Origin of the sequence: Micromonospora sp. WMMD1120 (assembly GCF_029626235.1) — a bacterium.
GTDB lineage: Bacteria > Actinomycetota > Actinomycetes > Mycobacteriales > Micromonosporaceae > Micromonospora.
In genome coordinates this window covers 4,101,739-4,123,119 of sequence record NZ_JARUBO010000005.1, presented here as the reverse complement: position 1 = coordinate 4,123,119, position 21,381 = coordinate 4,101,739, and the positions used below count along the sequence as shown (strand labels likewise).

Annotated in this window: 19 protein-coding genes; 12 read left to right on the top strand and 7 right to left on the bottom strand. The window is 71.3% G+C overall.

What is annotated here, in order from left to right:
• Positions 1-717, bottom strand: a complete 717-nt coding sequence (locus O7634_RS19380; RefSeq protein ID WP_278151526.1) for an SDR family oxidoreductase — start codon at positions 715-717, stop codon at positions 1-3.
• Positions 718-834: 117 nt separating this feature from the next.
• Between O7634_RS19380 and O7634_RS19375 the strand changes: the two genes are divergently transcribed.
• The 3 genes from O7634_RS19375 to O7634_RS19365 all read left to right on the top strand — a co-directional run bounded on the left by O7634_RS19375 (position 835) and on the right by O7634_RS19365 (position 4,727).
• The gene (locus O7634_RS19375) at positions 835-1,455 is read left to right on the top strand and encodes a TetR/AcrR family transcriptional regulator (RefSeq protein WP_278151525.1); all 621 of its coding nucleotides are present in this window, start codon (positions 835-837) and stop codon (positions 1,453-1,455) included.
• A 112-nt stretch (positions 1,456-1,567) separates the two neighbouring features.
• Positions 1,568-3,271 carry an ATP-binding cassette domain-containing protein gene (locus O7634_RS19370; RefSeq protein ID WP_278151524.1) on the top strand — a complete coding sequence of 568 codons (1,704 nt, stop codon included), beginning with the start codon at positions 1,568-1,570 and terminating at the stop codon, positions 3,269-3,271.
• Positions 3,258-4,727: an aminotransferase class V-fold PLP-dependent enzyme gene (locus O7634_RS19365; protein ID WP_278151523.1), complete on the top strand. Its 1,470-nt coding sequence runs from the start codon at positions 3,258-3,260 to the stop codon at positions 4,725-4,727. The genes O7634_RS19370 and O7634_RS19365 overlap by 14 nt, the downstream gene beginning before the upstream one ends.
• A 12-nt stretch (positions 4,728-4,739) precedes the next feature.
• Here the strand turns inward: O7634_RS19365 and O7634_RS19360 are convergent, their stop codons facing one another.
• On the bottom strand, positions 4,740-5,138 hold the full coding sequence (locus O7634_RS19360; RefSeq protein WP_278151522.1) for a hypothetical protein: 399 nt from the start codon (positions 5,136-5,138) through the stop codon (positions 4,740-4,742).
• 351 nt (positions 5,139-5,489) lie between these two features.
• Between O7634_RS19360 and O7634_RS19355 the strand changes: the two genes are divergently transcribed.
• The 5 genes from O7634_RS19355 to O7634_RS19335 all read left to right on the top strand — a co-directional run bounded on the left by O7634_RS19355 (position 5,490) and on the right by O7634_RS19335 (position 10,333).
• On the top strand, positions 5,490-6,701 hold the full coding sequence (locus O7634_RS19355) for a family 16 glycosylhydrolase (RefSeq protein WP_278154017.1): 1,212 nt from the start codon (positions 5,490-5,492) through the stop codon (positions 6,699-6,701).
• Between the two features lie 114 nt (positions 6,702-6,815).
• A complete protein-coding gene (locus O7634_RS19350) occupies positions 6,816-7,838 on the top strand; it encodes a DUF4331 family protein (protein ID WP_278151521.1) in 1,023 nt (340 codons plus the stop codon).
• Positions 7,839-7,986: 148 nt separating this feature from the next.
• Positions 7,987-8,532, top strand: a complete 546-nt coding sequence (locus tag O7634_RS19345) for a hypothetical protein (RefSeq protein WP_278151520.1) — start codon at positions 7,987-7,989, stop codon at positions 8,530-8,532.
• A 76-nt stretch (positions 8,533-8,608) separates the two neighbouring features.
• Positions 8,609-9,532: a hypothetical protein gene (locus O7634_RS19340; RefSeq protein WP_278151519.1), complete on the top strand. Its 924-nt coding sequence runs from the start codon at positions 8,609-8,611 to the stop codon at positions 9,530-9,532.
• A gap of 441 nt (positions 9,533-9,973) precedes the next feature.
• On the top strand, positions 9,974-10,333 hold the full coding sequence (locus tag O7634_RS19335) for a hypothetical protein (RefSeq protein WP_278151518.1): 360 nt from the start codon (positions 9,974-9,976) through the stop codon (positions 10,331-10,333).
• 137 nt (positions 10,334-10,470) lie between these two features.
• Here the strand turns inward: O7634_RS19335 and O7634_RS19330 are convergent, their stop codons facing one another.
• The 3 genes from O7634_RS19330 to O7634_RS19320 all read right to left on the bottom strand — a co-directional run bounded on the left by O7634_RS19330 (position 10,471) and on the right by O7634_RS19320 (position 14,589).
• Positions 10,471-13,479 (bottom strand): fibronectin type III domain-containing protein, encoded by a 3,009-nt coding sequence (locus tag O7634_RS19330; protein ID WP_278151517.1) that lies wholly within the window; start codon positions 13,477-13,479, stop codon positions 10,471-10,473.
• Positions 13,480-13,626: 147 nt separating this feature from the next.
• On the bottom strand, positions 13,627-13,857 hold the full coding sequence (locus tag O7634_RS19325; protein ID WP_278151516.1) for a DUF2188 domain-containing protein: 231 nt from the start codon (positions 13,855-13,857) through the stop codon (positions 13,627-13,629).
• Between the two features lie 72 nt (positions 13,858-13,929).
• Positions 13,930-14,589: a M23 family metallopeptidase gene (locus tag O7634_RS19320; RefSeq protein WP_278151515.1), complete on the bottom strand. Its 660-nt coding sequence runs from the start codon at positions 14,587-14,589 to the stop codon at positions 13,930-13,932.
• A 120-nt stretch (positions 14,590-14,709) separates the two neighbouring features.
• Between O7634_RS19320 and O7634_RS19315 the strand changes: the two genes are divergently transcribed.
• The 3 genes from O7634_RS19315 to O7634_RS19305 are packed head-to-tail and all read left to right on the top strand — an operon-like array spanning position 14,710 to position 18,438.
• Positions 14,710-17,112, top strand: coding sequence for a PEP/pyruvate-binding domain-containing protein (locus tag O7634_RS19315; protein WP_278151514.1), 2,403 nt, complete (start codon positions 14,710-14,712; stop codon positions 17,110-17,112).
• Positions 17,113-17,137: 25 nt separating this feature from the next.
• Positions 17,138-17,803 carry a hypothetical protein gene (locus O7634_RS19310; protein ID WP_278151513.1) on the top strand — a complete coding sequence of 222 codons (666 nt, stop codon included), beginning with the start codon at positions 17,138-17,140 and terminating at the stop codon, positions 17,801-17,803.
• A 53-nt stretch (positions 17,804-17,856) separates the two neighbouring features.
• Complete coding sequence (locus O7634_RS19305; protein ID WP_278151512.1) at positions 17,857-18,438, top strand: TetR/AcrR family transcriptional regulator; 582 nt, start codon at positions 17,857-17,859, stop codon at positions 18,436-18,438.
• 26 nt (positions 18,439-18,464) lie between these two features.
• On the opposite strand, the gene O7634_RS19300 is transcribed toward O7634_RS19305, so the two are convergent.
• Together O7634_RS19300 and O7634_RS19295 are read right to left on the bottom strand one after the other, a co-directional pair.
• The gene (locus O7634_RS19300; RefSeq protein WP_278151511.1) at positions 18,465-19,832 is read right to left on the bottom strand and encodes an N-acetylmuramoyl-L-alanine amidase; all 1,368 of its coding nucleotides are present in this window, start codon (positions 19,830-19,832) and stop codon (positions 18,465-18,467) included.
• Between the two features lie 42 nt (positions 19,833-19,874).
• Positions 19,875-20,489 (bottom strand): peptidoglycan DD-metalloendopeptidase family protein, encoded by a 615-nt coding sequence (locus tag O7634_RS19295; RefSeq protein ID WP_278151510.1) that lies wholly within the window; start codon positions 20,487-20,489, stop codon positions 19,875-19,877.
• Between the two features lie 232 nt (positions 20,490-20,721).
• Here O7634_RS19295 and O7634_RS19290 point away from each other — a divergent pair, with 232 nt between their 5' ends.
• Positions 20,722-21,369 carry an ATP-binding cassette domain-containing protein gene (locus tag O7634_RS19290; RefSeq protein ID WP_278151509.1) on the top strand — a complete coding sequence of 216 codons (648 nt, stop codon included), beginning with the start codon at positions 20,722-20,724 and terminating at the stop codon, positions 21,367-21,369.
• The last annotated feature ends 12 nt before the right edge of the window (positions 21,370-21,381 follow it).

Sequence of the window (21,381 nt, the reverse complement as noted above, 5' to 3'; positions counted from 1 at the left end):
TCAGTGACCGGCGTTCTGGCCACCGTCGACGTGCAGGATCTCGCCGGTGACGAACGGGGCGGACTCGAGGTAGACGACGGCCTCGACCACGTCACTGGTTTCGCCCATCCGGCCCACCGGGTGCAGGCCGGCGAGCGTCTCGTGCGTCTCGACCGGGTGCATCGGGGTCTTGATGACGCCGGGCGCGACGGCGTTGACCCGCACCCCGCGACCCGCGTACTCGATGGCCAGGGACTTGGTGGCCGAGCTGAGGCCGCCCTTGGTCAACGACGCGAGCACCGAGGGGACGTTCGAGTTGGGCTGGTCGACGAAGCTGGTCGTGATGCTGACGATGTGGCCGGCGCCACTGGCCAGCAGGTGCGGCATGACGCGCCGGGTGAGGTGGAAGAACCCGGCGAGGTTGATCCCGGTCACCTTGTCGAAATCCTCGTCGGTGTAGTCGGTGAACGGCTTGGCGACGAAGACGCCGGCGTTGTTCACCAGGGTGTCGACACGCCCGAAGCGGTCGAGGGCGGCGTCCACCACCCGCTGCGCCGTGTCGGCGTCCGCGATGTCGCCCCGAACGGTGACGACCTGCGGGTCGTCGGACGCGCCGATCGAGCGCGACGTGGCGACCACGCCGTAGCCGAGCTTGCGGTAGGCGTCCACCAGGCCCGCGCCGATGCCCTGGGACGCACCGGTGATCACGACGACCTTCTGTGCCTGACTGGTGCTCATGGAAACCCTTCCTGACTGGCCGAAGCCCTGCGGGGCCGGACCTGGTAGTCCGACCGGACGATCACTAGACGACTGGTCTACTAAAAGCTAGCCGACCGGTCGTGTATTCTCCAATGCATGGGACGGACCAGTGACGCGCGGAACAAGATCCTCGACGCTGCCGCCACGTTGATCGAGCAGCGGGGCTACTCGGCCCTGGGGGTGGCCGAGATCTGCGCCACGGCCGGCGTGCCAAAGGGCAGCTTCTACTACTTCTTCGAATCCAAGCAGGCCCTCGCCCGCACCGTCATCGACGAGCACTGGGTCGCCCAGCGCCGCCAGTGGGAGCAACTGCTCGGCACCGAGCACGACCCGCTGCGGCGGCTACGGGACCTGTTCGTGGCGACCGAGGAGATCCAGCGCGTCGGCCAGCAGAAGTCCGGGGTGGTCACCGGCTGCCTGTTCGGCAACCTCGCCCTCGAACTCAGCAACCAGGCCGAGGAGATCCGTGGTCGGCTCCAGGAGATCTTCGAAGAGCAGATCGCCCTCATCGAGAAGGTCGTCGTCGAGGCGAAGGACCGCGGGCTGGCCGGCCCGTCGGTCGACGTCCGGGAGGCCGCCCGGTCCATCGTGGCCCAGATCGAGGGACGGGTCCTGCTCGCGAAGCTGCTCAACGATCCGACCCAGCTGGAGACGCTGTGGCGTAACTGCCTGGACCTTCTCCAGGTGCCGGCGGAGGCACGGACCCCGATCGACTGAGTGGGCTGGCAGCGACGGCCGATCCGGCCGGTACACCGACCCGTCCACTCAGTAACATCGGTGAGGAACGATGTTCAGGTGGACCCCTCACCGACCGGATCGGGCGACGGACATGACGACCGAGCAGACCACGACTCCCCCGTGCACCGGCGTCGGCATCGCCACCAGTGGTCTCGGGCAGCGCGTCCGGGGCGGTCGCCAGGTCCTGGACGACATCTCCCTGGGCATCGCGCCGGGCGAGCTTGTCGCGATCATCGGCGCCAGCGGCGCCGGCAAGACCACCCTGCTGGAAACCCTCGCCGGAGTACGCGGGCCGACGGCGGGCAGCGTGACGCACCACGGCCCCGGCACCACGGGCGCGGTGGGCCTCGTTCCGCAGGACGACATCATCCACCGGGAACTACCACTGGCCCGCACCCTGCGCTACGCCGCCCGGCTGCGCCCCGCCGGGCCGGTCGGTGCTGGTGACCGCGTCGCCGAGGTGCTGGCCGAGCTGCGGCTCACCGAACGGGCCGCCACGCCGGTGGGCCTGCTCAGCGGCGGTGAGCGCAAACGCGCCAGCATCGCCGTCGAACTGCTCGCCCGACCCGGGGTGTTCTTCCTGGACGAGCCCACGACGGGGCTGGATCCGACGATCGCCGTGGAGCTGCTCCGGGTGCTCCGCGCGCTCGCGGACACCGGGACGACGGTGGTGCTCACCACCCACCAGGTCACCGACGTGGACCACTGCGACCGGGTCATCGTGTTGACCCGCCAGGGCCGCCTGGCGTTCGCCGGCACACCGGACGCCGCCCGGGAGTTCTTCGACCTACCGTCGCTCGTCGAGGTGCACCTGCGGCTCGACCAGGTGGCACACCCCGCCGAGTGGCCCGAACGCTTCGCCGCGCAGCGCGACGACCGGCCGCCCACCGCGACGACGCCGCATGACACGGGCCGACCGCTCGCTGTCACCGGCGACGGGCACGGACCGCCGCCCCGGCGGGTCGGCCGGCTACGGCAGTGGGCGGTGCTCACCGCGCGCAACGCGGAGATCGTCGCCCGCAACCGGCTGACCCTGGCGATCCTGCTCGGCTCACCGCTGCTGGTGCTCGGCATGTTCGCGCTGCTGTTCCGTCCCGGAGCGTTCGAGCCGAGCCGGCCGAGCCCTACCGTCACCGTGATGATCCTGTTCTGGATCGCCTTCGGTGGCTTCTTCTTCGGGCTCACCTACGGGCTGCTCCAGATCTGCACCGAGCTGCCCATCCTGCGCCGCGAGCGACTGGCGGGCGTACGCCTGGCGCCGTACCTGTTGGCGAAGGTCGCGGTGCTCTTACCGCTGCTGGCCCTGGTGGACCTGGCGCTACTCGGCGTGCTGCGCGGCATCGACCGGCTGCCGCCGGTCGGCGCGCGGGACTTCGCCGCCCTGTACGCGACACTGCTGCTCTCGTCGGCCGCGGCGCTCGCCCTCGGTCTGCTGTGCTCGGCGGCGGTGTCCGACGCGGCCCAGGCGACTCTCATGCTGCCGATGTTGTGCTTCCCGCAGGTGCTGTTCGTCGGCGCGATCCTGCCGGTCCCGGCGATGGCGGTCGGCGGTCAGTGGCTCAGCTACGCGATGTCCAACCGGTGGGCGTTCGAGGGGTTGGGGCACACCGCCGGCGTCGAGCGGCTGTGGCGCGACGGCGGCTCCCCGCTCGGCCCGCCGCTGCTGGCCACGTACGGCGACAGCTTCGCCCGTCCGGTGTGGGTGAACTGGCTGATACTCGCCGGTTTCACGGTCCTCTTCCTGGTCGCCGCGTGTGCGGTGCTGGCGCGACGAGGTTCCCGTGACGCGGCCTGAACCGATGCCGCACACCTCCCCCGCCACGCTGCCGGGCTACACCAGCACCCGGCGGATCGACGACCTGCGCGCGACCGAGTACCAGCACCTGGACACCGACGGACAGGTGTACCTCGACTACGCCGGAGCCGGGGTCGCGGCCCAGGCCCAGGTGCGCCACCACCACGACCGGCTGCTCGCCGGCCTGTTCGGCAACCCGCACTCGGAGAACCCGACGAGCGCGGCGGCGGACGCCCTGGTGGAGTCGGCGCGGCGGGCGGTGCTCGACTTCTTCCGCGCGGACCCGGCCGAGTACGCGGTCGTCTTCACCCCGAACGCCAGCGGCGCCTGCCGACTGGTCGGTGAGGCCTTCGCCTTCGGCCCTGCCGCGCCGCTGGTGCTGACCTGGGACAACCACAACTCGGTGAACGGCATCCGGGAGTACGCCCGGTCGGCCGGCGCGCCCGTCCGGTACGTGCCGGTGGTCGGCCCGGAGCTGCGGGTCGCCGAGTCCGATCTGGTGGCGACGCTCGACGCCGGCCGCGGTGGTCTGCTCCGCCGGTCCAGCCGGACCGGTCGTCGTGGCTTGTTCGCGTTCCCGGCGCAGAGCAACTTCTCCGGCGTGCAGCACCCGCTGGGCTGGGTGACGGTGGCCCAGCAGCGCGGCTACGACGTGCTGCTGGACGCCGCGGCCTTCACGCCGACGAACCGGCTGGACCTCGGTGTCGTCCGGCCGGACTTCGTCTGCCTCAGCTTCTACAAGATGTTCGGCTACCCGACCGGAATCGGTGCGCTGCTCGCCCGCCGCGAGGCGCTGGCCCGGCTGCGCCGGCCGTGGTTCGCGGGCGGCACGATCCGCGCGGTCAGTGTGCAGGGCGACTGGCACCGGCCGATGGACGACGAGTCGGCGTTCGAGGACGGCACGCTCAACTTCCTCAGCATCCCCGACGTGGAGTTCGGTCTGCGCTGGCTCGACTCGATCGGTGTGGACCTCGTGCACACCCGGGTCGACCTGCTCACCGGGTGGTTGCTGGAGCGGCTGACCACGCTGCGGCACGACACCGGCGGGCCGCTGGTCCAGGTGTACGGGCCGACGACGGCCCTGGGGCGAGGCGGCACCGTGACGTTCAACCTCCGCCAGCCCGACGGCACGCTCGTCGACGAACGGCTCGTCGCCCGGGAATCGGCGGCGGCGGGCTTCTCCCTGCGTACCGGCTGCTTCTGCAATCCGGGCGCGGGTGAGGGCGCGTTCGGGATCAGCCGGACGTCGACGCGGCGGCGACTGCTGGCCCGGGTCGACACCATCGACCAGTATCTGTCGGCCCTGGACCTGCCGACGGGCGGGGCGGTCCGCGCCTCCTTCGGGCTTGCCTCCACGGCGACTGACGCGGAACGCCTCGTCGCCTTCGTCGCGTCGACCTACCTGAACCGCACGGTGGACGCCGGGTCGCCGCTGCCGCCCCGGCTGCGCTGCTGAGACCGGGGCCGGTCAGCCGGCCTGGGCCATCGGCGCGGGACGGTGCTTGATCTCCTCCATGAACGGGAACCGTGCGGTGAGCTCGGCGACCGTCAGGCCGGCGCACCAGGCTGCGGCGACCTCGACGACCTGCGCCAGGTCCATGACATCGCCACGGACGACGACCTCGCCCGCGACCCGTACGTCGATCATGAAGTAGCGAGCCTGCGATCCGAGCTTCACGCAGACGACGCCCTCGCTGGACCCCAGATCGGCGCAGGTGAAGCGGGCCCGGCCCTGCTCGGGGGCGGTCACCTGGCCGACGTCGAGCCCGTGCCGGGCAGCGGCTTCGATGATCGCGGGAGCCAGACCGCCCCGCTCGACCAGGTCCGGATAGAGGCGCACACCCAGCGCCGTCGACGCCTCGCTCATGACTGACTCCCACTTCCTCGTGACAGAGACCAGCAGCGCGCAGGTTACGGGAACGTTTCCGGCACGCCTCGCCATCCTGTCCCGGCTGGACGCCCCACGGCAATAGGAAAGGTCGATTCGACAGCTATCGAGTAACTCCCGCCCGCGACGGCGGGTCGGCGGCGTCCAGCTCGGAGGGATCGCCGGTCATCGGATGGTAACGGACGGTCGCGGCATTGGAAACACTCTTGACAGATAAGACGGAGTATCGACATGCTTCGTTATGGAGAGCGCTCTCCGCCTCACTCACCGCCTCCACCACCCGCCGAGGAGCCTCCCGTGCACAGAGCCCGCTTCCGCCCCCTCGTACTCATGGCGGCCGCCCTCGTCGCGACCGCCTCAGCCCTCGTCCTCCCTCCGCAACCGGACCGAGCCGAGGCCGCCATCGGCGGGATCACCTGGCAGGACGAGTTCAACTCTCCCGCCGGCACGCCCGTCGACCAGAGCAAGTGGCGGTTCGACATCGGCGGCGGCGGTTGGGGCAACAACGAACGGCAGTACTACACCAACAGCACCAGCAACGCCGTCCACGACGGGCAGGGCAACCTGGTGATCACCGCCCGCCGAGACAACCCCGCCAACTACCAGTGCCACTACGGGCGCTGCGAGTACACCTCGGCCCGGCTGCTGACCGCCGCCACCTTCACCCAGACGTACGGGCGTTTCGAGGCCCGCATCAAGCTCCCGCGCGGCCAGGGCATCTGGCCGGCGTTCTGGATGCTCGGCACCGGCGGCGGCTGGCCCGACGCCGGCGAGATCGACATCATGGAGAACATCGGGCGGGAACCCAACACCGTCTACGGCACCGTGCACGGCCCCGGCTACTCGGGCGGTGGAGGCATCACCGGCAGCCGGACCCTCGGCAGCCCGCTCGCCGACGGCTTCCACACCTACCGGGTGGACTGGGAGCCGAACGTGATCACCTGGTACGTCGACGGGGTGCAGTACCACCGGGTCGACCCGGCCCGACTCGGCGGCAACCGGTGGGTGTTCGACCACCCCTTCTTCATGATCCTCAACGTGGCGGTGGGCGGCAACTGGCCCGGCTACCCGGACGGCTCCACCCAGTTCCCGCAGCAGATGCTCGTCGACTACGTGCGGGTGAACGGTTACACCCCGGGCGGGGGCGACCCGGCTCCCGGCACCAGCCGGATCAGGGGCGCCCAGAGCGGCCGGTGCATCGACATCCCCGGCGCGAACCCGGTCGAGGGCGCCAAGCTCCAGATCTGGGACTGCAACACCACGGCGGCCCAGAGCTGGACCTTCGCCGCCGACGGGACCATCCGCGCGATGGGCAAGTGCATGGACCCGGCCTGGGCCGGCACCGCCAACGGCACCGAGGTGAACCTGGTGAGCTGCAACGGCAACAGCGCTCAGCGGTTCACCCTCAACGCCGCCGGCGACCTGGTCAATCTCAACGCCAACAGGTGCGTGGACGTCCGTGAGGCCAACCCCAACAACGGCGGCAAGCTGCACCTGTGGGACTGCCTCGGCGCCGCCAACCAGAAGTGGTCCCGCTTCTGACCACGCGGAGGCGATCGGGTGGGCCGTTCGGGATCATCGCGAACGGCCCACCACCATGTCGGCATGCCCCTATTTTCGGATTAGTCCATTTGTGGCCGATCCGGGAGTGAGTTCATGTCGCATCATCTCGATACCCCCCTCGCCGCCCAGAGCGGGCAGCTCTACATCGACGACCTGTACGTCTTCGACGGCGACCGCGCGACGGTGTTCGTCATGGACGTCAACAGCTCGGTGACCAGGGCTGACATCAAGCGCGGGTTCCACGCCGAGGCCCGCTACGAGATCAAGATCCATATCAACGGCTCCGAACTGGAGGACCTGACCTACCGGTTCGCCTTCGGCGAGCCGAACGGCGAAGGCATCCAGACCTTCCAGCTGTACGAGTTGACCGGCGCCGACGCCCGCGACGACGCCGCCATGGGCACCCCCGTCGCCGAGGGACGCACCGGCGAGGTGACGAGCGGCGGCACCGTCCGGGTCTGGGCCGGGCGGATCACCGACCCGTTCTTCGTCGACCTCGACGAACTCGCCACCATCAACGGCGCGGTCAAGGACGGGTCGGCGGTGGACCACTCCGCCTGGCGCGCCGACCAGGCCAGGAACAGCTTCGCCGGCACGACAGTCGAGTCGATCGTTCTCGAGGTCTCCCACGACGAGCCACTGCTGCGCGATGGCACCGAGATCGGCGTGTGGTGCCGCACCATGCTGGCCACCGACGCCGGTGGCTGGCGGCAGATCAACCGCGCCGGCCACCCGATGATGTGGCCGATCTTCTGGCCCCACGACACCGACTTCTCCAACCCCGCCAACCTCCGGCACCCGAGCAGGGACCTCACCGAGGACGGCGCGGAGATCGCGAACGCGGTCGCGCGGGTGGTCGCGGCGAACGGCACCGCGCCGGACCCACAGGCGTACGGCTGGAACGTCGCGCGGCAGCTCTACCCGGACATGCTGTCCTACAAGGTCGGCACGGCCGCCAACTACGGCTTCGCGGTGCGCAACGGCCGGACCATGGCGGACAACGCGCCCGAGGTGATGTTCTCCCTGATCCTCAACACGGGCACCACGTCCGGGCTCACCCCGGACGTCACGAAGGCCGCCCGCGCCGCCACGTTCCCGTACGTGGTCCCGGCCTAGACACGTTCCGGACCATCGTCTGGGCGGACACGGCGAAGCGCGGACGCCGACCACCGGGTGACGCTCGCGAATTCAACCCTTATGACCGTTTTGCGTGGATAGTCTCGAAGAGCCATTGATAGGCGATTCGGAGACCAAAGGAGACTTGATGCGCAGGAAACTTCTCGCGGGCCTGGCCGGCATCGCCGCCGCCGTCACGCTCGCCGGGCCGGCCGCCGCGGACACGACGGGCGACACCATCGTGACCCTCACCGTCGACGCCGCCGGTGGCCTGTCGATCACCGTACCGGCGTCGGCCAACATCGGGCACGGCGTGGAGGGCTCGACCATCACCGGTCAGCTCGGCCCGGTGACCGTCCTGGACCAGCGCGGGTCGCTCACCCCCAACTGGAACGCCACGGTCATCTCCACGGACTTCGTGACCGGCGGCGGCAGCTCCGGGGAGACGATCCCCAACATCAACGTCCTGTACTGGTCCGGTCCCCCGACGGCGACCGCCGGTGGCGGCACCTTCACGGCGGGCCAGCCGACCGCCGCCCAGCAGGTCATCATCAACGTCCCCCGGACGGCGATGAGCCACACCGGCGGCACCGGCAACAACTTCGCCACCTGGAACCCGACCCTGGTGGTGAACGTGCCCGTCGGCACCGTCCAGGGTGTCTACACCGGGACGGTGACACATTCGGTGTTCTGAGCCGCTCGGCCGGCTGGCGCTGCTGGCCTCGGTCGCCCTCGTGGCGCTCGGGGTTCCGGCGGCGCCAGCCGTTGCCGTGCGGGAGCACCGACAGCAGCCGACCGACGGCGCGGCGATCAGCATCCGCATGCTGGACATCCCGGCCAGCCGGGTGCAGGACCCCCGTGCCCAGGTCTACATCGTGGACCACCTGAAGCCCGGGACGACGATCAACCGTCGGGTCGAGGTGCGCAACACCTCCGGCGAGACGCAGAAGGTCGAGTTCTACTCCGGGGCGGCGTCGGTCGAGAACAACTCGTTCACGGTGCCCGAGGGGCGTACCGGCAACGAGCTGAGCGGGTGGATCAGGCTGAAGACCGCCACGATGGAGTTGGACCCGGGCGAGCGCCGGCCCGTCGAGGTCGAGATCGCCGTACCGAGGAAGGCGTCGAAGGGCGAGCGGTACGCGGCGATCTGGGCGCAGGTCACCAGCGCGAAGGAGCGCACCGGCAACGTCACCCAGATCCACCGGGTCGGCATCCGCGTCTACCTCGACATCGGGCCGGGCGGTGAGCCACCGACGGACTTCCGTATCGACGGGCTGGCGGCGGAGCCCGGCCCCGGCGAGTTCCCGGTGGTCACCGCCACTGTCACCAACACCGGCGAGCGCGCGCTGGACATGACCGGCACGCTGACGCTGAGCAAGGCGGCGGTTCGGGCCGGCCCCTTCAAGGTGACGAACGGTGTGACGATCCTGCCCGGCCAGAACGGCCAGGTCCGGATCGAGGTCAACCAGGCCCTGCCCGCCGGGACCTGGGAGGTGCACGCGAAGCTCGCCAGCGGCACCGTGGAGCGCACCGCCACCGGGAAGATCGTCCTGCCGGTCGCGGCGCCGATGGCCGTGGGGAAGCCCACCGGCCCGGGCTGGCTGGTCTACGCGGTCGGCGCGGTCGCCGTGCTGGTGCTGCTCACCCTCGCCGGCTGGTACCTCGTCCGCCGGCAACGGGCCCAACTGGCCTGACGTCCCCGCCCACACGACTGCCCGGCTGTTCCCTCCGGAGCGGCCGGGCAGCGCCGTCTCCGGCGACGGTCCGCAGAGGGCGGTCCGCAGTAACTTGACCTGACCTATGCGTTGCGTCCGGTTGGCGTCCTTCCGGCGGGCTCGCTGTTGATAGCGGTGGCTCGATGGGTTGAATGTGAGTTCTGAGGCTGAGCGCCCGCCGGGAGCAAGAGGCTTCCGCGCCGGAGCCGGTGCTCACATCGCCTGTGACCGCGATCCGGGCGGCAGATCAGGGTCACTCGGCGATTCTCGTTGCAGAACGCGCTCGGCAGCGAAGACAATGGATGGGAGCCATCACTGTCGAGTGCGTCGCCGTCAGCGAGCCGACCTGCGCCTTCCGACGGCGACGACTTCGAACCTGGCGCGGCCGATGTCCTCCCGGTACGAGGGTGGTTCCCCGAGATGCTGACGTACTCGTTGCACGTTCTGATCATCGCCGTCCCGCTGTTCGTCAACGGCATCGTGGTGCACGAGTCGCGCTGGTGGGCCGTCTTCATCGTGACCGTGCTCGGGCCGCCGGCCCTCTTCGTCATCAGCATCAGGCCATGGGCGAGGCTCAGCGACGCACTGTCGCCACACCTCCAGATGGCTCTGGTGCTCTCGTCGACCGGACTTCTCGGGTACGTGACCTACCGGTCTGGAGTGTCGACCATCCTGATCTGCGCGGCGGCCTTCTACCTCAGCCGGCTCCTCGCCGTGTATCCGGTTCTCCTGGTCCTCAGTTTGTGGCGCAACCGCCACGGCGAATTCGATCACCTGTGAGAGGGCGGTTCGGAGGATTAGTTCTGTTGCTGGGCGAGGGTGAATCTTCCGGGCTCGTCTACGGTGAGGACGTGGTGGTTGACCATGCGCTCTAGCTTCGCGCGGGTGCCTTCGACGTTCTACCGCGGACCGCCCTCTCAGATGACCGAGTGCGTCACGACCGCCCGGTAGTCGCCGACCACCACCCCGGACGGAAGCCGCACGAACAGCGTCGGATTCCAGGTGGCGGAGTTCGGGCCTCCGGCCTGCCCGGACCAACCGGCGGCCGTACGCGGGGTGTCGAGCACCGCGCCGGGCTGCGGGACGAAGGTGCCGACACCGCTGGCGGCCACCGCGGCGCCCGAGGCGTACGTGATGCTGGCGTTGGGAATGGTCTCGCCACTCGACCCGGAGCCCGTGGTGAAGTTCGTGCTGGAGACGACGCTCACCCAGTTCCCGGAGAACGGTCCACGGTCGTCGGTGACGGTCACCGGGCCGAGTTGACCAGAGACGCCTGTCGTTCCCGAGCTGACGGTGCCCAGGTGGGAGATCGCCGGGACGCTGATGGCCAGCCCACCGAGCGGGCTGATCACCAGCTCGACGCCACGGGTCGCGGACTGGTTGAACGAGTCGGTCACCCGCACGGTGAACGAAAACGTCCCGGACGCGGTGGGCGTGCCGGAGAGCAGGCCGGTCGCCGGGTCCAGGGTCAGCCCGGCGGGCAGGCTCCCGGCGCTCACCGACCAGGCGTACGGTGCGGTGCCGCCGGCAACGGTGAGCTGGTACTGGTACTCGACGTACGCCTTGCCCGGCGGTGGCGGTGGGAAGGTGAGGGTCGGTGGCGGATTGACGGTCACCGACGCGGAGGGGGCCGACTGTGGGCCGGTGCCGGCGGCGTTGGTCGCGGCCAACCGGAAGGTGTACGTGGCACCGCCGGTCAGCCCGGTGACGACCTGGGTCGTGGCGGTTCCGGTGAAGGTCTGCGGGGTCTGCGCCACACCATTCAGGTACGGCGTCACCGTGTAGCCGGTGATCGGCGCGCCTCCGTTCGCCGGGGCGGTCCAGCTCACCGTGGCGGCGGTGGTCCCCGCCGTGGCGGAGGTGATCGTCGGTGCGCCGGGCAGTGTGTACGGGACCACCGCCGCCGAAGCGGGGCTCGCCGCGCCGGTGCCGAACGCGTTCACCGCCGCCACCCGAAAGGCGTACGAGGCGCCCGCGGTCAGGCCGGTCAGGGTACGGCTGGTGGTGGAGGCGTCGAAGGAGAGCGTCGGCTGGGTGACGCCGTCGCGGATCGGAGTGATCAGGTATCCGGTGATCGGGCTGCCGTTGCTCGCCGGTGCGGTCCAGCTCACCGTGGCGCTGGTGACGCCGGCGACGGCGGTGGGCGTGGCCGGTGTGCCCGGCGTGGACGCGTACGTGTAGGCCCCCGATCCGGCGGACCCCCGGGTCACGACGCTGACGGTCACCGGAGCCGGGCTGGACCGGGCGGGCATGGCGGAGATGCCGAGGGTGCCGTCCGGGTTCACCGTGAAGCAGCCGGCCGCCGGGCCGGAGGTACACGGCAACAGCAGCACCGACGTGCCGGCCTGCTGCTCCGCCGTCGTACCGATGGTGATCGCCGTGGCACCGGCGAGGTTGCTGCCGCCCACGGTGACCGCGCCACCCCCGGAGATCGAGCCCGAGGCCGGGGTGACGGTGACGCCGCTGGGCGCGGTGGCCGGGGTGACCGGCGTGGTGGAGGTGGACAGGCCGGGGTTCGCGTCGATCGAGGACGAGGTCGCCACGGTGGCGGTCTGGATCAGCGTCGGCGTCACTCCGGTGCCGGTGACTGTCGCGACGACGGTGATCGGCGGCAGCGCGGTTCCCCCGGCGAAGGGACCGTTGCTGTTGGTGCAGGTGACGCTCTGCCCGACGGGCGCGGCGCAGACCCAGCCGGACCCGAAGGCCCCGCGCGGCACGACACCGGCGGGGGCGGTCTGGGTGACCGAGATCGGCGACGTCTCGGCGGCCCCCGCGTCGACCCCGGCGGTGATCGAGTAGGTGACCGGGTCACCGGGCTGTGGGGACGCCCCGACCGCGCTGGTCTGCGACACGTTGAGGTCCGGCACCGGGTTGAAGCTGACCGCGCGGGCGTTGTCGATCTCGTGGAAGTCGGTGACCGAGCCGGTCGAGCCCACCCAGCCGAACGCGAGTTGCCGGGGGTAGCCGCTGGCGTTCAACCAGGTCGGCGACGGGTAGAGGCTCGGCGACACCACCGGGAGCGCGCCCTCCAGGGTCCGCGCCGACCCACCGACCGGGGTGAACCTGACCCGGTACTGACCGGCGGGAACCGTGATGCCGGTGTCGGTGGTGAACGGGGAGCCGGTGGTGTTGGCGACCACCTCGACCGGCACCACCGAGGCCGCACGGGTGCTCGCCCGCAGCGGCAGCGCTGCCGATGAGGTGGTGGTGGCGGTGCTGTTGATCGCGCAGTAGCCGACGCTGTTGCGACCCGGCCCACGGATCACGACCTGACCGGGGACGCGCCCGCCGGTGGTCGAGATGTACGGCGGATTCGTGCAGCCGGTGCCCTGGTAGACGCTGTTGCTGAAGTTGCCGAAGACGTCCAGCCCGATGCCCAGGTACCCGTTGGACAGCCCCGCCGACACACCATTGAACGCCGCCGAGTAGCCGAGCGAGCCGCCCGGCTGGCCGAGGGTCGCCGGGGCTCTGGGGTTCGCGGGGTCGACGGCGGCCAGCACGAAGGCGAGGCCGTCCGCGCCGGTGCCGCTGCCGCCGTACTGGTAGGTGTTGAAGGTGACGTGCAGGCCCTGCGAGGTGGGCACGCTCACCGCGCCGAACACGCCACCCTCGCGGTTGGTGGTGGCGGGGGTGAGGCGCAGCTTGCCCGAGCCCTGCGGGTCGGTGGACGTGGTGCAGCTGAGCAGCGGCCCGGTGGTCGAGTTGCCCGCCGCGGTGAGGCAGGCGGCGTTCGTGGCGAGGGCGACGGGCACGCCCGGCACCGCCACCGCGCCGACGCCGTTCGCTGTGTTGTTGCGGAACGGCTGGTCGAACAGCACCGAACCGGCCGCCGACGCCGAAGGCGGCGCGACGGCGAGAGCCCCCACGGTCACGGCCACCGCCAGCACCGCGATCCTGGTCGGACGACGCCGGACCCAAAACGACATGCCCACTCCCAGCTTTCACTCCAGCCCCGAAGGGACTATATCCCTCTAAAACGTACTTAAAGGGACAAAGCTGGCCTGGCCTGGGCGTGAAACGATCCGACCTCCCCGGCCTGGCCGGGGAGGTCGGTCACCACCGCGAGAAAGCGTTCAGCCCGGGATCTCCCGGGGGTCCCGGCTACGCGGGTAGGTGTTCTTCTCCCCGATCGTGCCGTCCTGCTTCTTGATGACGTGCTCGACGCCACGGTCGGCGGCCATCTCGCGGCCCTCGGCCTGCGCCTCGGCCTTCGCGTCATGGGTGCTGCTGGCCCGCTGGTTGCCCTCGGGCTTGTTCTTCCACTGCCCGTTCTCGTGGTACGTCTCGACGTCGCCCTTGGTCATCGCCAACTCCTCCCCTGCGGCTGCGCTGTCCCCAGACCAGTGCCCCGAGCCGGGGCGGGTAAACCGCGGTCCTCAGGGGACGGTCGGGCAGTTGTTGCTCACCCGCCGCAGGATCTGTTCGCGTTCGTCCGTGGTGATGCCCGAGGGCGCGCCGTCGAAGTGCGTCTCCACCTTCTCCCAGCCTCGACGCTGCTCGTAGTGCAGGTGCGGCGCGCCGGAGTTGCCGGTGCTGCCGAGCCGCCCGATCTGCTCCCCCTGGGCGACCTCCTGGCCCACCCGCACCAGCGGCGGTTCGAGCAGGTGCAGGTACTGCGTCTCCCACCTGCCGCCATGGTCGATCTTCACCCAGTAGCCGCCACCGCGACCGCGCGGCCCCTCCGGGTTCTCCGGGGTACGCCCGCCCAGTGACCCGTTGATGCCCGCCACGGAGACCGTGCCGGCGGCGGAGGCGAGGACCGGGCGGCCCCACGCCTCACCCTCGACCGGAAAGAAGTCGACGTCGTAGTCGTCGTGGCCGGGATAGGTGCTGAGCTGCCAGGTCTCACCGCAGGCGACCGGCATCTGGAAGAGCGGGCGCGGCCCGGCCGGTCGCAGCATCGGCACCACGACCACCGCGACGCCGAGGACGACGGCCGCCGCGACCAGCGCGAGCAGGACGTACAGGGCCCGCCTGCGGGGGCGGCGGTGGGAACGGGCTCGGGTCGGGCGGCCGGTGCTCACGCGGCCGAGCATGGCAGACCCCGGCAACGCCGCCACCCACCACCCGTCACGGAAGTGATCACATTGCAGTCGCATCGCAAAAGAGCTACGGTCGTAAGCAATACAGTCGCATTGCCAAGAAAGTGGGATCGCATGCGCGTGATCGGGTTGTCCGAGCTGACCGCCGACATGACCGACCTGGTCGGCGGCAAGGCGGCCGGGCTCGGCGCGCTGATCCGGCACGGCGAACGGGTCCCGGACGGCTTCTGCCTCACCACCGAGGCGCACCGGCTGGGCGTCGTTCCCGTCGCCGAGGTCGTCGCCGCGTACGAACGGCTCGGGGCGGGCCGGGTGGCGGTACGCTCCAGCGCCACCGCCGAGGACCTGCCGGACGCGAGCTTCGCCGGGCAGCAGGACAGCGTCCTCGACGTCACCGGCACGGCGGAGCTGGTCGCCGCCATCGAGAAGTGCTGGGCCTCCCTGCACAGCGACCGCGCGATCGCCTACCGCAGGGCCCACGAGATCGACGAGCACGGGTTGGCGATGGCGGTCGTCGTGCAACGCATGGTCACGCCCGTGGTGGCGGGCGTGCTCTACACCGCGAACCCGCTCACCGGCCGCCGCGACGAGATGGTGGTCGACGCCGCGCCGGGCCTCGGCACCGCTGTGGTGGACGGCGCGACGGCGGTGGACCACTACGTCCTCGACGACGACGTCGCGCGCGACGACACCGGGTGCCTGGCGCCCGCGCACCTGGCTCGGCTGCGGGCCGTCGGCCAGCGGCTGGCGGGTCACTTCGGCTGCCCGCAGGACATCGAGTGGGCGCTCGACGCCGACGACGTGCTGTGGTTGCTGCAGTCGCGTCCGATCACCAGCCTGTTCCCCCCGCCACCGGCCACCGACAAGCCCCTCCCCCGCGTCTACCTGGAGTTCGGGCACGTCCAGGGGATGCTGCGCCCGGTCACGCCGATGGGCATGGCGACCCTCCGGGCGCAGATCACCGCGATGCTCGCCGCGCTCGGCGTCCGGGTGGAGATCGTCGACATCGGCGGCCGGCTCTACGGCGACCTGACCGACCTGGCCCGCGACCGGTCGTCGCGCAGGCGACTGGTCAAGCTGCTGGCTGTCGACTTCGGCCCCCGGGCGCAGGCGGTGATGCGCCACGTCCTCGCCGACCCGCGCTTCGCCCCGACCGCCGGCCGCGCCGGACGCGGTCGGGCGCAGGGCGCCGCGTCGCTGCGCACCGCCGGCCGCGCCGTGGTCGGCATCCTGCGGGCCCTGGCCCGTCCCGACACCGCGCGCACCCGGATGTTCGCGGCCATCGAGCAGCTGAGAGCACGCTCGGCGGCCCCCGCCGACCTGCGGACCGCCGCCGACCGGCTGCGGTTCCTCCAGGCGCCTGACGACGACCGGGCCGACGCGATCATGTGGCCGATCGTCGCCGGGATGCTCGCCGCCGCGCTGCCCGCCGCTCTGCTCAAGGGCGTCGCCGAGGCGGACGAGATCCACGCGACGCTGGCCGGCATGCCGCACAACGTGACCATCGAGATGGACCTGGCCCTCTGGCGGATCGCCCAGGGCGTGGGCGAGCACCGGCGACTCCTGCTGGACACACCACCGTCCGAGTTGGCCGCCCGCCAGCTAGACGGAACGCTGCCCGATCTCGGCATCGGGGCCTTCCTCGACAACTACGGTCACCGGGGCGTCGCCGAGGTCGACCTCGGTGTGCCGCGCTGGGCCGAGGACCCGACGCCGGTCTTCGCCGCGCTCGCCAACTACCTGCGGGTCACCGACCCGGAGCAGGGCCCCGACCGGCGCTTCCAGCAGGCCGCCGCGGCGGCGGAGACGGCGTTGGAGGAGCTGGTAGCGCGCACCCGACGTCGGCGGCCCGTCCGGGGCACGATCGCCGGGTTCCTGCTGCGCCGGGCCCGGTCGCTCGCCGGTCTGCGCGAGGCGGGAAAGTTCGCCGGCCTGTACCCGCTGCGCGAGAGCCGCCGACAACTGCTGCTGATCGGCGCGGACCTGCGGGGCACGGGGTTGCTGGACCGGCCCGACGACATCATGTTCCTGACGCTCGACGAGGTGCACACCGTCGTACACCAGGGTGTCGACCTGCGCGGCGCTGTCGCCGCCCGGCGGGCCGCGCACCGCCGGGAGCTGCGTCGTCGCTCGGTGCCGGTGGCGCTGCTCTCCGACGGCACCGACGTCGAGACGACGCTGCCGGCGACGGCCGCCGGCGACGGGACTCTCGCGGGTGTGGGCGCGGCAGCGGGCCGGGTGACCGGACCGGCCCGGGTCGTCCACGATCCGGGCAGCGCCCACGTCGAACCGGGCGACGTGCTGGTGGCCGCGACCACCGACCCCGGGTGGACGCCGCTCTTCCTCACCGCCGCCGCGCTGGTCACCGAGACCGGGGCGGTCATGGCCCACGGCCCGACGGTGGCCCGGGAGTACGGCATCCCCGCCGTCATCTGCGTACCGGACGCCACCCGGACGATCACCACCGGGCAGCTCGTCACCGTCGACGGCGGCGCCGGAACCGTCACCGTCCACTGACCAGCACCCCACCGTGAGGACGACGATGACCGAGACGAAGACACCGACCCGGCCGGGTGTGGGACAGCTGCTGCGCCGGGCGGTGGTGGCCGAGGCCGCCATGTGGCGCAGCCTCTACCTGTGGGCGCGGCGTCGCCCGCTGCCGCTGGGGCCCGGCGACGAGCCGTTCGGCTACCTCGGCGTGGTCAAGCCGATCCTGGGCATCTTCATCGCCCTGTCGGCAGTCGAGATCCCGGTCTTCGACCTCGTCGTCACCCACGTGGTGCCGTGGCGGCCAGCCCGGTGGATCGTGCTCGGCCTGGGCGTCTGGGGTCTGCTCTGGATGATCGGGCTGTACGCGAGCATGACGATCCACCCGCACGTGGTGGGCGACCGGGGCCTGCGGGTGCGGCTCAGCTCCGGCATCGACGTCTGGCTGCCGTGGACGGACGTCGAGGCGCTGCGCAAACGTCACCGCTCACTGCCGTCGAGCCGGTCGGTGCAGGTCGAGCAGGACGGTGACCGTCGGGTGGTGTCCGTGTCGGTCGGCAGCCAGACGAGCGTCGACGTCCTGCTGCGCCGGCCGCTCACCCTCGACCTGCCCAGGGCCAGGTCCGCGCCGGTCGACGAGCTGCGACTGTACGCCGACGACCCGGACGGTCTGCTGCGCAGCGCGCGGGGCACCCCGGCCGGAGAGACCGCCCGCCGGTAACCGTCGCCCACGGAAGCGGCGCCCGGACCAACCCCTGTGAAACGATCGAGGTCATGCCCAAGAAGGTCGACCACCAGGAGCGACGCACCCTCATCGCGAACGCGCTGATGCGGGTCGCCGCCGACCAGGGCCTGGAGGCGGTGAGCCTCCGCCACGTGGCGACCGAGGCCGGCGTGTCCGCCGGGATGGTCCAGCACTACTTCCGGACCAAGGACGAGATGATGGCGTTCGCGCTGAGCGTGGTCCGCGAGCGCAGCCAGATCCGGGTCACCGAGGCGGTGGCGCGACTGGGCGAGCGTCCACCGCCCCGGCTGCTGCTGCGGACGCTGCTCGCCGCGCTACTGCCCCTCGACGAGAGCACCCGGGACGACGGGCGGGTGGCGCTGGCGTTCCTCGCCTACACGGCGGTGCGTCCGGCCGCCGCGACCGGTCTCCGTGCCGGCACCCGCCAGCTGACGGACTTCATCGCCGGCGTCCTGCCCGAGGGGCGGGGCGAGCCCGCCGCGGCCGGCCTGCTGGCGCTGATGGAGGGGCTCGGCGTCTACCTGCTGGGTGGGCAGTACACGCCCGAGCAGGCACTGGACGCGCTGGACGCCCAGCTCGACCTGCTCTTCGCCCCGCCGACCCCCACCTGATCGATCCCGGCGTCGGGTCGCGCCGGTCAACAACGCGGCACGTTCGGGATGTACCCGTCGTGGCCGGTGAACACGTACGCGTCGGAGACGTAGCGGTTGGTGCCGATCCGGTTCCAGATGGCTGTCGTGCCGAGCGGCCCGGTGACGGTGCTGCCGACGGCCTGACAGTAGACGGCGACCGTGGCGCCGTCGGCGACCGAGCCGACGACCGGGTAGCCGGTGCCGGGGCCGGAGCGCACGTTCAGGCTGGACGACTCGGTGTTCACGGTGCCGGAACCGATGCCGGTGATCCCGTTGACCAGCTGCAGGTAGTAGGTCCAGTTCCAGTTCGGTCCGGGATCGGTGTGGGTCGCACCGGGCACCTCGACGTGCCCGATGATGTGCGACCGGTCCCTCGGGACGCCGTACCGCGCGGCGAGGGTGCGGGTCAGCGCGGCGGACGCGCGGTACATGGCATCGGTGAACCAGGCCGGGTTGTCCACGTACCCCTCGTGCTCGATGCCGATCGACCGGGTGTTGTACGTCCAGTTGCCGGCGTGCCAGGCGATGTCCTTCTCCCGCACCGACTGGGTGACAGCCCCGTCCGAGGAGCGGACGGTGTAGTGGGCGCTGACCCTCGCGGCCGGGTTCTGGAACCAGCTGATGCTCCCGCCGTACGAGCCCTGCGTCACGTGGATGACGATGCGGTCCACCGGGTGACTGCCCGGCCGGCTGGCCACCGTGTAGTTGCTCGTGCTGGCCGGGGCCCACGCCGCCGGCCCGTAGTCGGTGCTCAGGGTGCCTACGTCACCGAGCACGGCGGCCCGCTCCAGACCGCCGCGCCGGGGTGCGACCGGCCGCCCCGGCACCGTCTCGCCGGGCCCGGCGAACCCGGTACGCAGCAGGTCGTAGACCGTGTCGGCGGAGAGCCGCGCGACCGACGCGTCGGTGGCGCCGCCGTACCGGGCGACCGGCACGTACCACCCGTTCACGTCGTCGCGGGTCAGGGCGTTCAGGCCGGCCTGATCGGCGTACGAGCGCAGCACGGCCGCCGCCCCGAGGACGTTCGCCGCGGGTTCGGCGCGCAGCACGGCAGGGCTGAGCCGGGTGAGCGCTGCCGCTTCGTCCAGGGTGCGCACGCCGGGGCTGCTCACCAGGTGCATGGGCCCGTACCCGCCGGCCGCGCTCGCCGTACCGCCGTGCGGGTCCAGCCGCGACTCGGCGTACGCCAGCGCCACCAGCAGGTCGCGGGGGACGTCGTACCTGGCGGCGGCGGCGTCGAACGCGGCGGACAGCGGGGTGGCCGACGCCGGCGTGCCCACCGGGTCGGCGACGGCCGGTGCGGCGACCGTGACGACGGCGCTCACCGTGGTGGTCAGGACGACTAGGAGCCGGCGGATGGCGCGAACGGACATGGGCACTCCTCGCGGTGTCGGGGTTGGCGAGCGTCGAACCGGTCAGCACCAGCCGTTGACCGGCCCGTTCAGGCCGGTCCAGAGGAACGCGTCGGACACCCAACTGCCGTCGCTCAGGCGGTTCCACAGGGCGGTGGCGCCGTACCGCCCGGTGTGCGAGGTGCCGTTGGCGGAGCAGGAGACGGTGACCGTCGCGCCGTCGCCCACCGAGCCGACCGCGCCGTAGCCGGTGCCCGGCCCGGAGCGCCGGGTGAGCGTGCCACCGCCGTTCGCGTCGACGACCGCCTGGTTCAGGCCGAGCGCGCCGTAGTTGTACAGCCCACCGCCGACGCCGGCCCAGGCCGAGCCGTGCCGCGCCCCACCCTGGTAGGCGGCGGCCCCGTTGGCCAGCACCCACTTGCCGATGGAGTGGTCGGCGATCGGCACGTAGGCGCTGTTCTGCCGCAGCCCGAAGTGCACGTGCCGACCGGAAGCGGCGCCGCCACAGGTGACATCGGTGCCGGTGTTGCCCAGGACAGCGCCCTGGCCGACGCTGGCGCCGTTGACGGAGATGCTGTTCCACAAGTGGTAGTAGTCGGTCGAGTAGCCCCGGTCGTGGATGACGCGGATCCACCCCTGACACATCGTGTACGCCGTGCCGGCCCGGGCCGCCCGCACCACACCAACAGGGCCGCGGCCGCGCCGCCGACCAGTCGTCGACCGTGTCTCATCGTGCCCTCACTCCCGCTGCGGTAGCCGCCGAACAAAGAGACAGATATCGATGTTGATGCTGATTGTTGTGTAGCAAAACATCGAAGTCAACGGACGTAGCGAAGGTTTCCTACGTGATTGTGCGGCTCCGTCCACCGTGGCAGTCTGCGGATCGTCGGTGCCGGAGAGGAGCGGTGACATGTTGACCATCCAAGGGGTGTCCGTCGGCTACGGCGACGCGCCACCCCTGCTCCGGGGGATCTCGGTGGCCGTGCGTCCTGGCCGGGTGCTCGCGTTGACGGGCTCCTCGGGTGCCGGCAAGACCACACTGCTCAACACGATGGCGGGGCTGCTGCGACCACGAGACGGAGCGGTGATCGTCGACGGGCAGCCGCTACGCGACCGTGATCACGCGGTGGAAAGCCGGATCGTCCTGATTCCGCAGGACAACGGCCTGGCACCCATCCTGACCGCCACCGAGAATCTGCAGGTGACACTCGTCGCCGACGGTGTGACACCGCCCGAGGCCCGTCGGCGGGCCGCCGCCATGTTGGCTGACCTTGGCCTCACCGGGCAGGCCGACCAACTCGTCGAGGAGCTGTCCGGCGGCCAGCAGCAGCGGACGGCGGTCGCCCGCGGGCTGGCCCTACGCGGCGATGTGGTGCTGGCCGACGAGGTGACCAGCGAACTGGACGCGCGGAATCGGCAGCGGGTTCTGGATCTCCTGCACGACGAGGCACGCCGGGGCGCCGCCGTCGTGTTCGCCACCCACGACCCGGAGGTGGCCGCCGCCTGCGAGGCGGAGCTGCACCTCGTCGAGGGGCGGGCGGAGATCGTCCGGAGCTGAGACAGTGCGCTG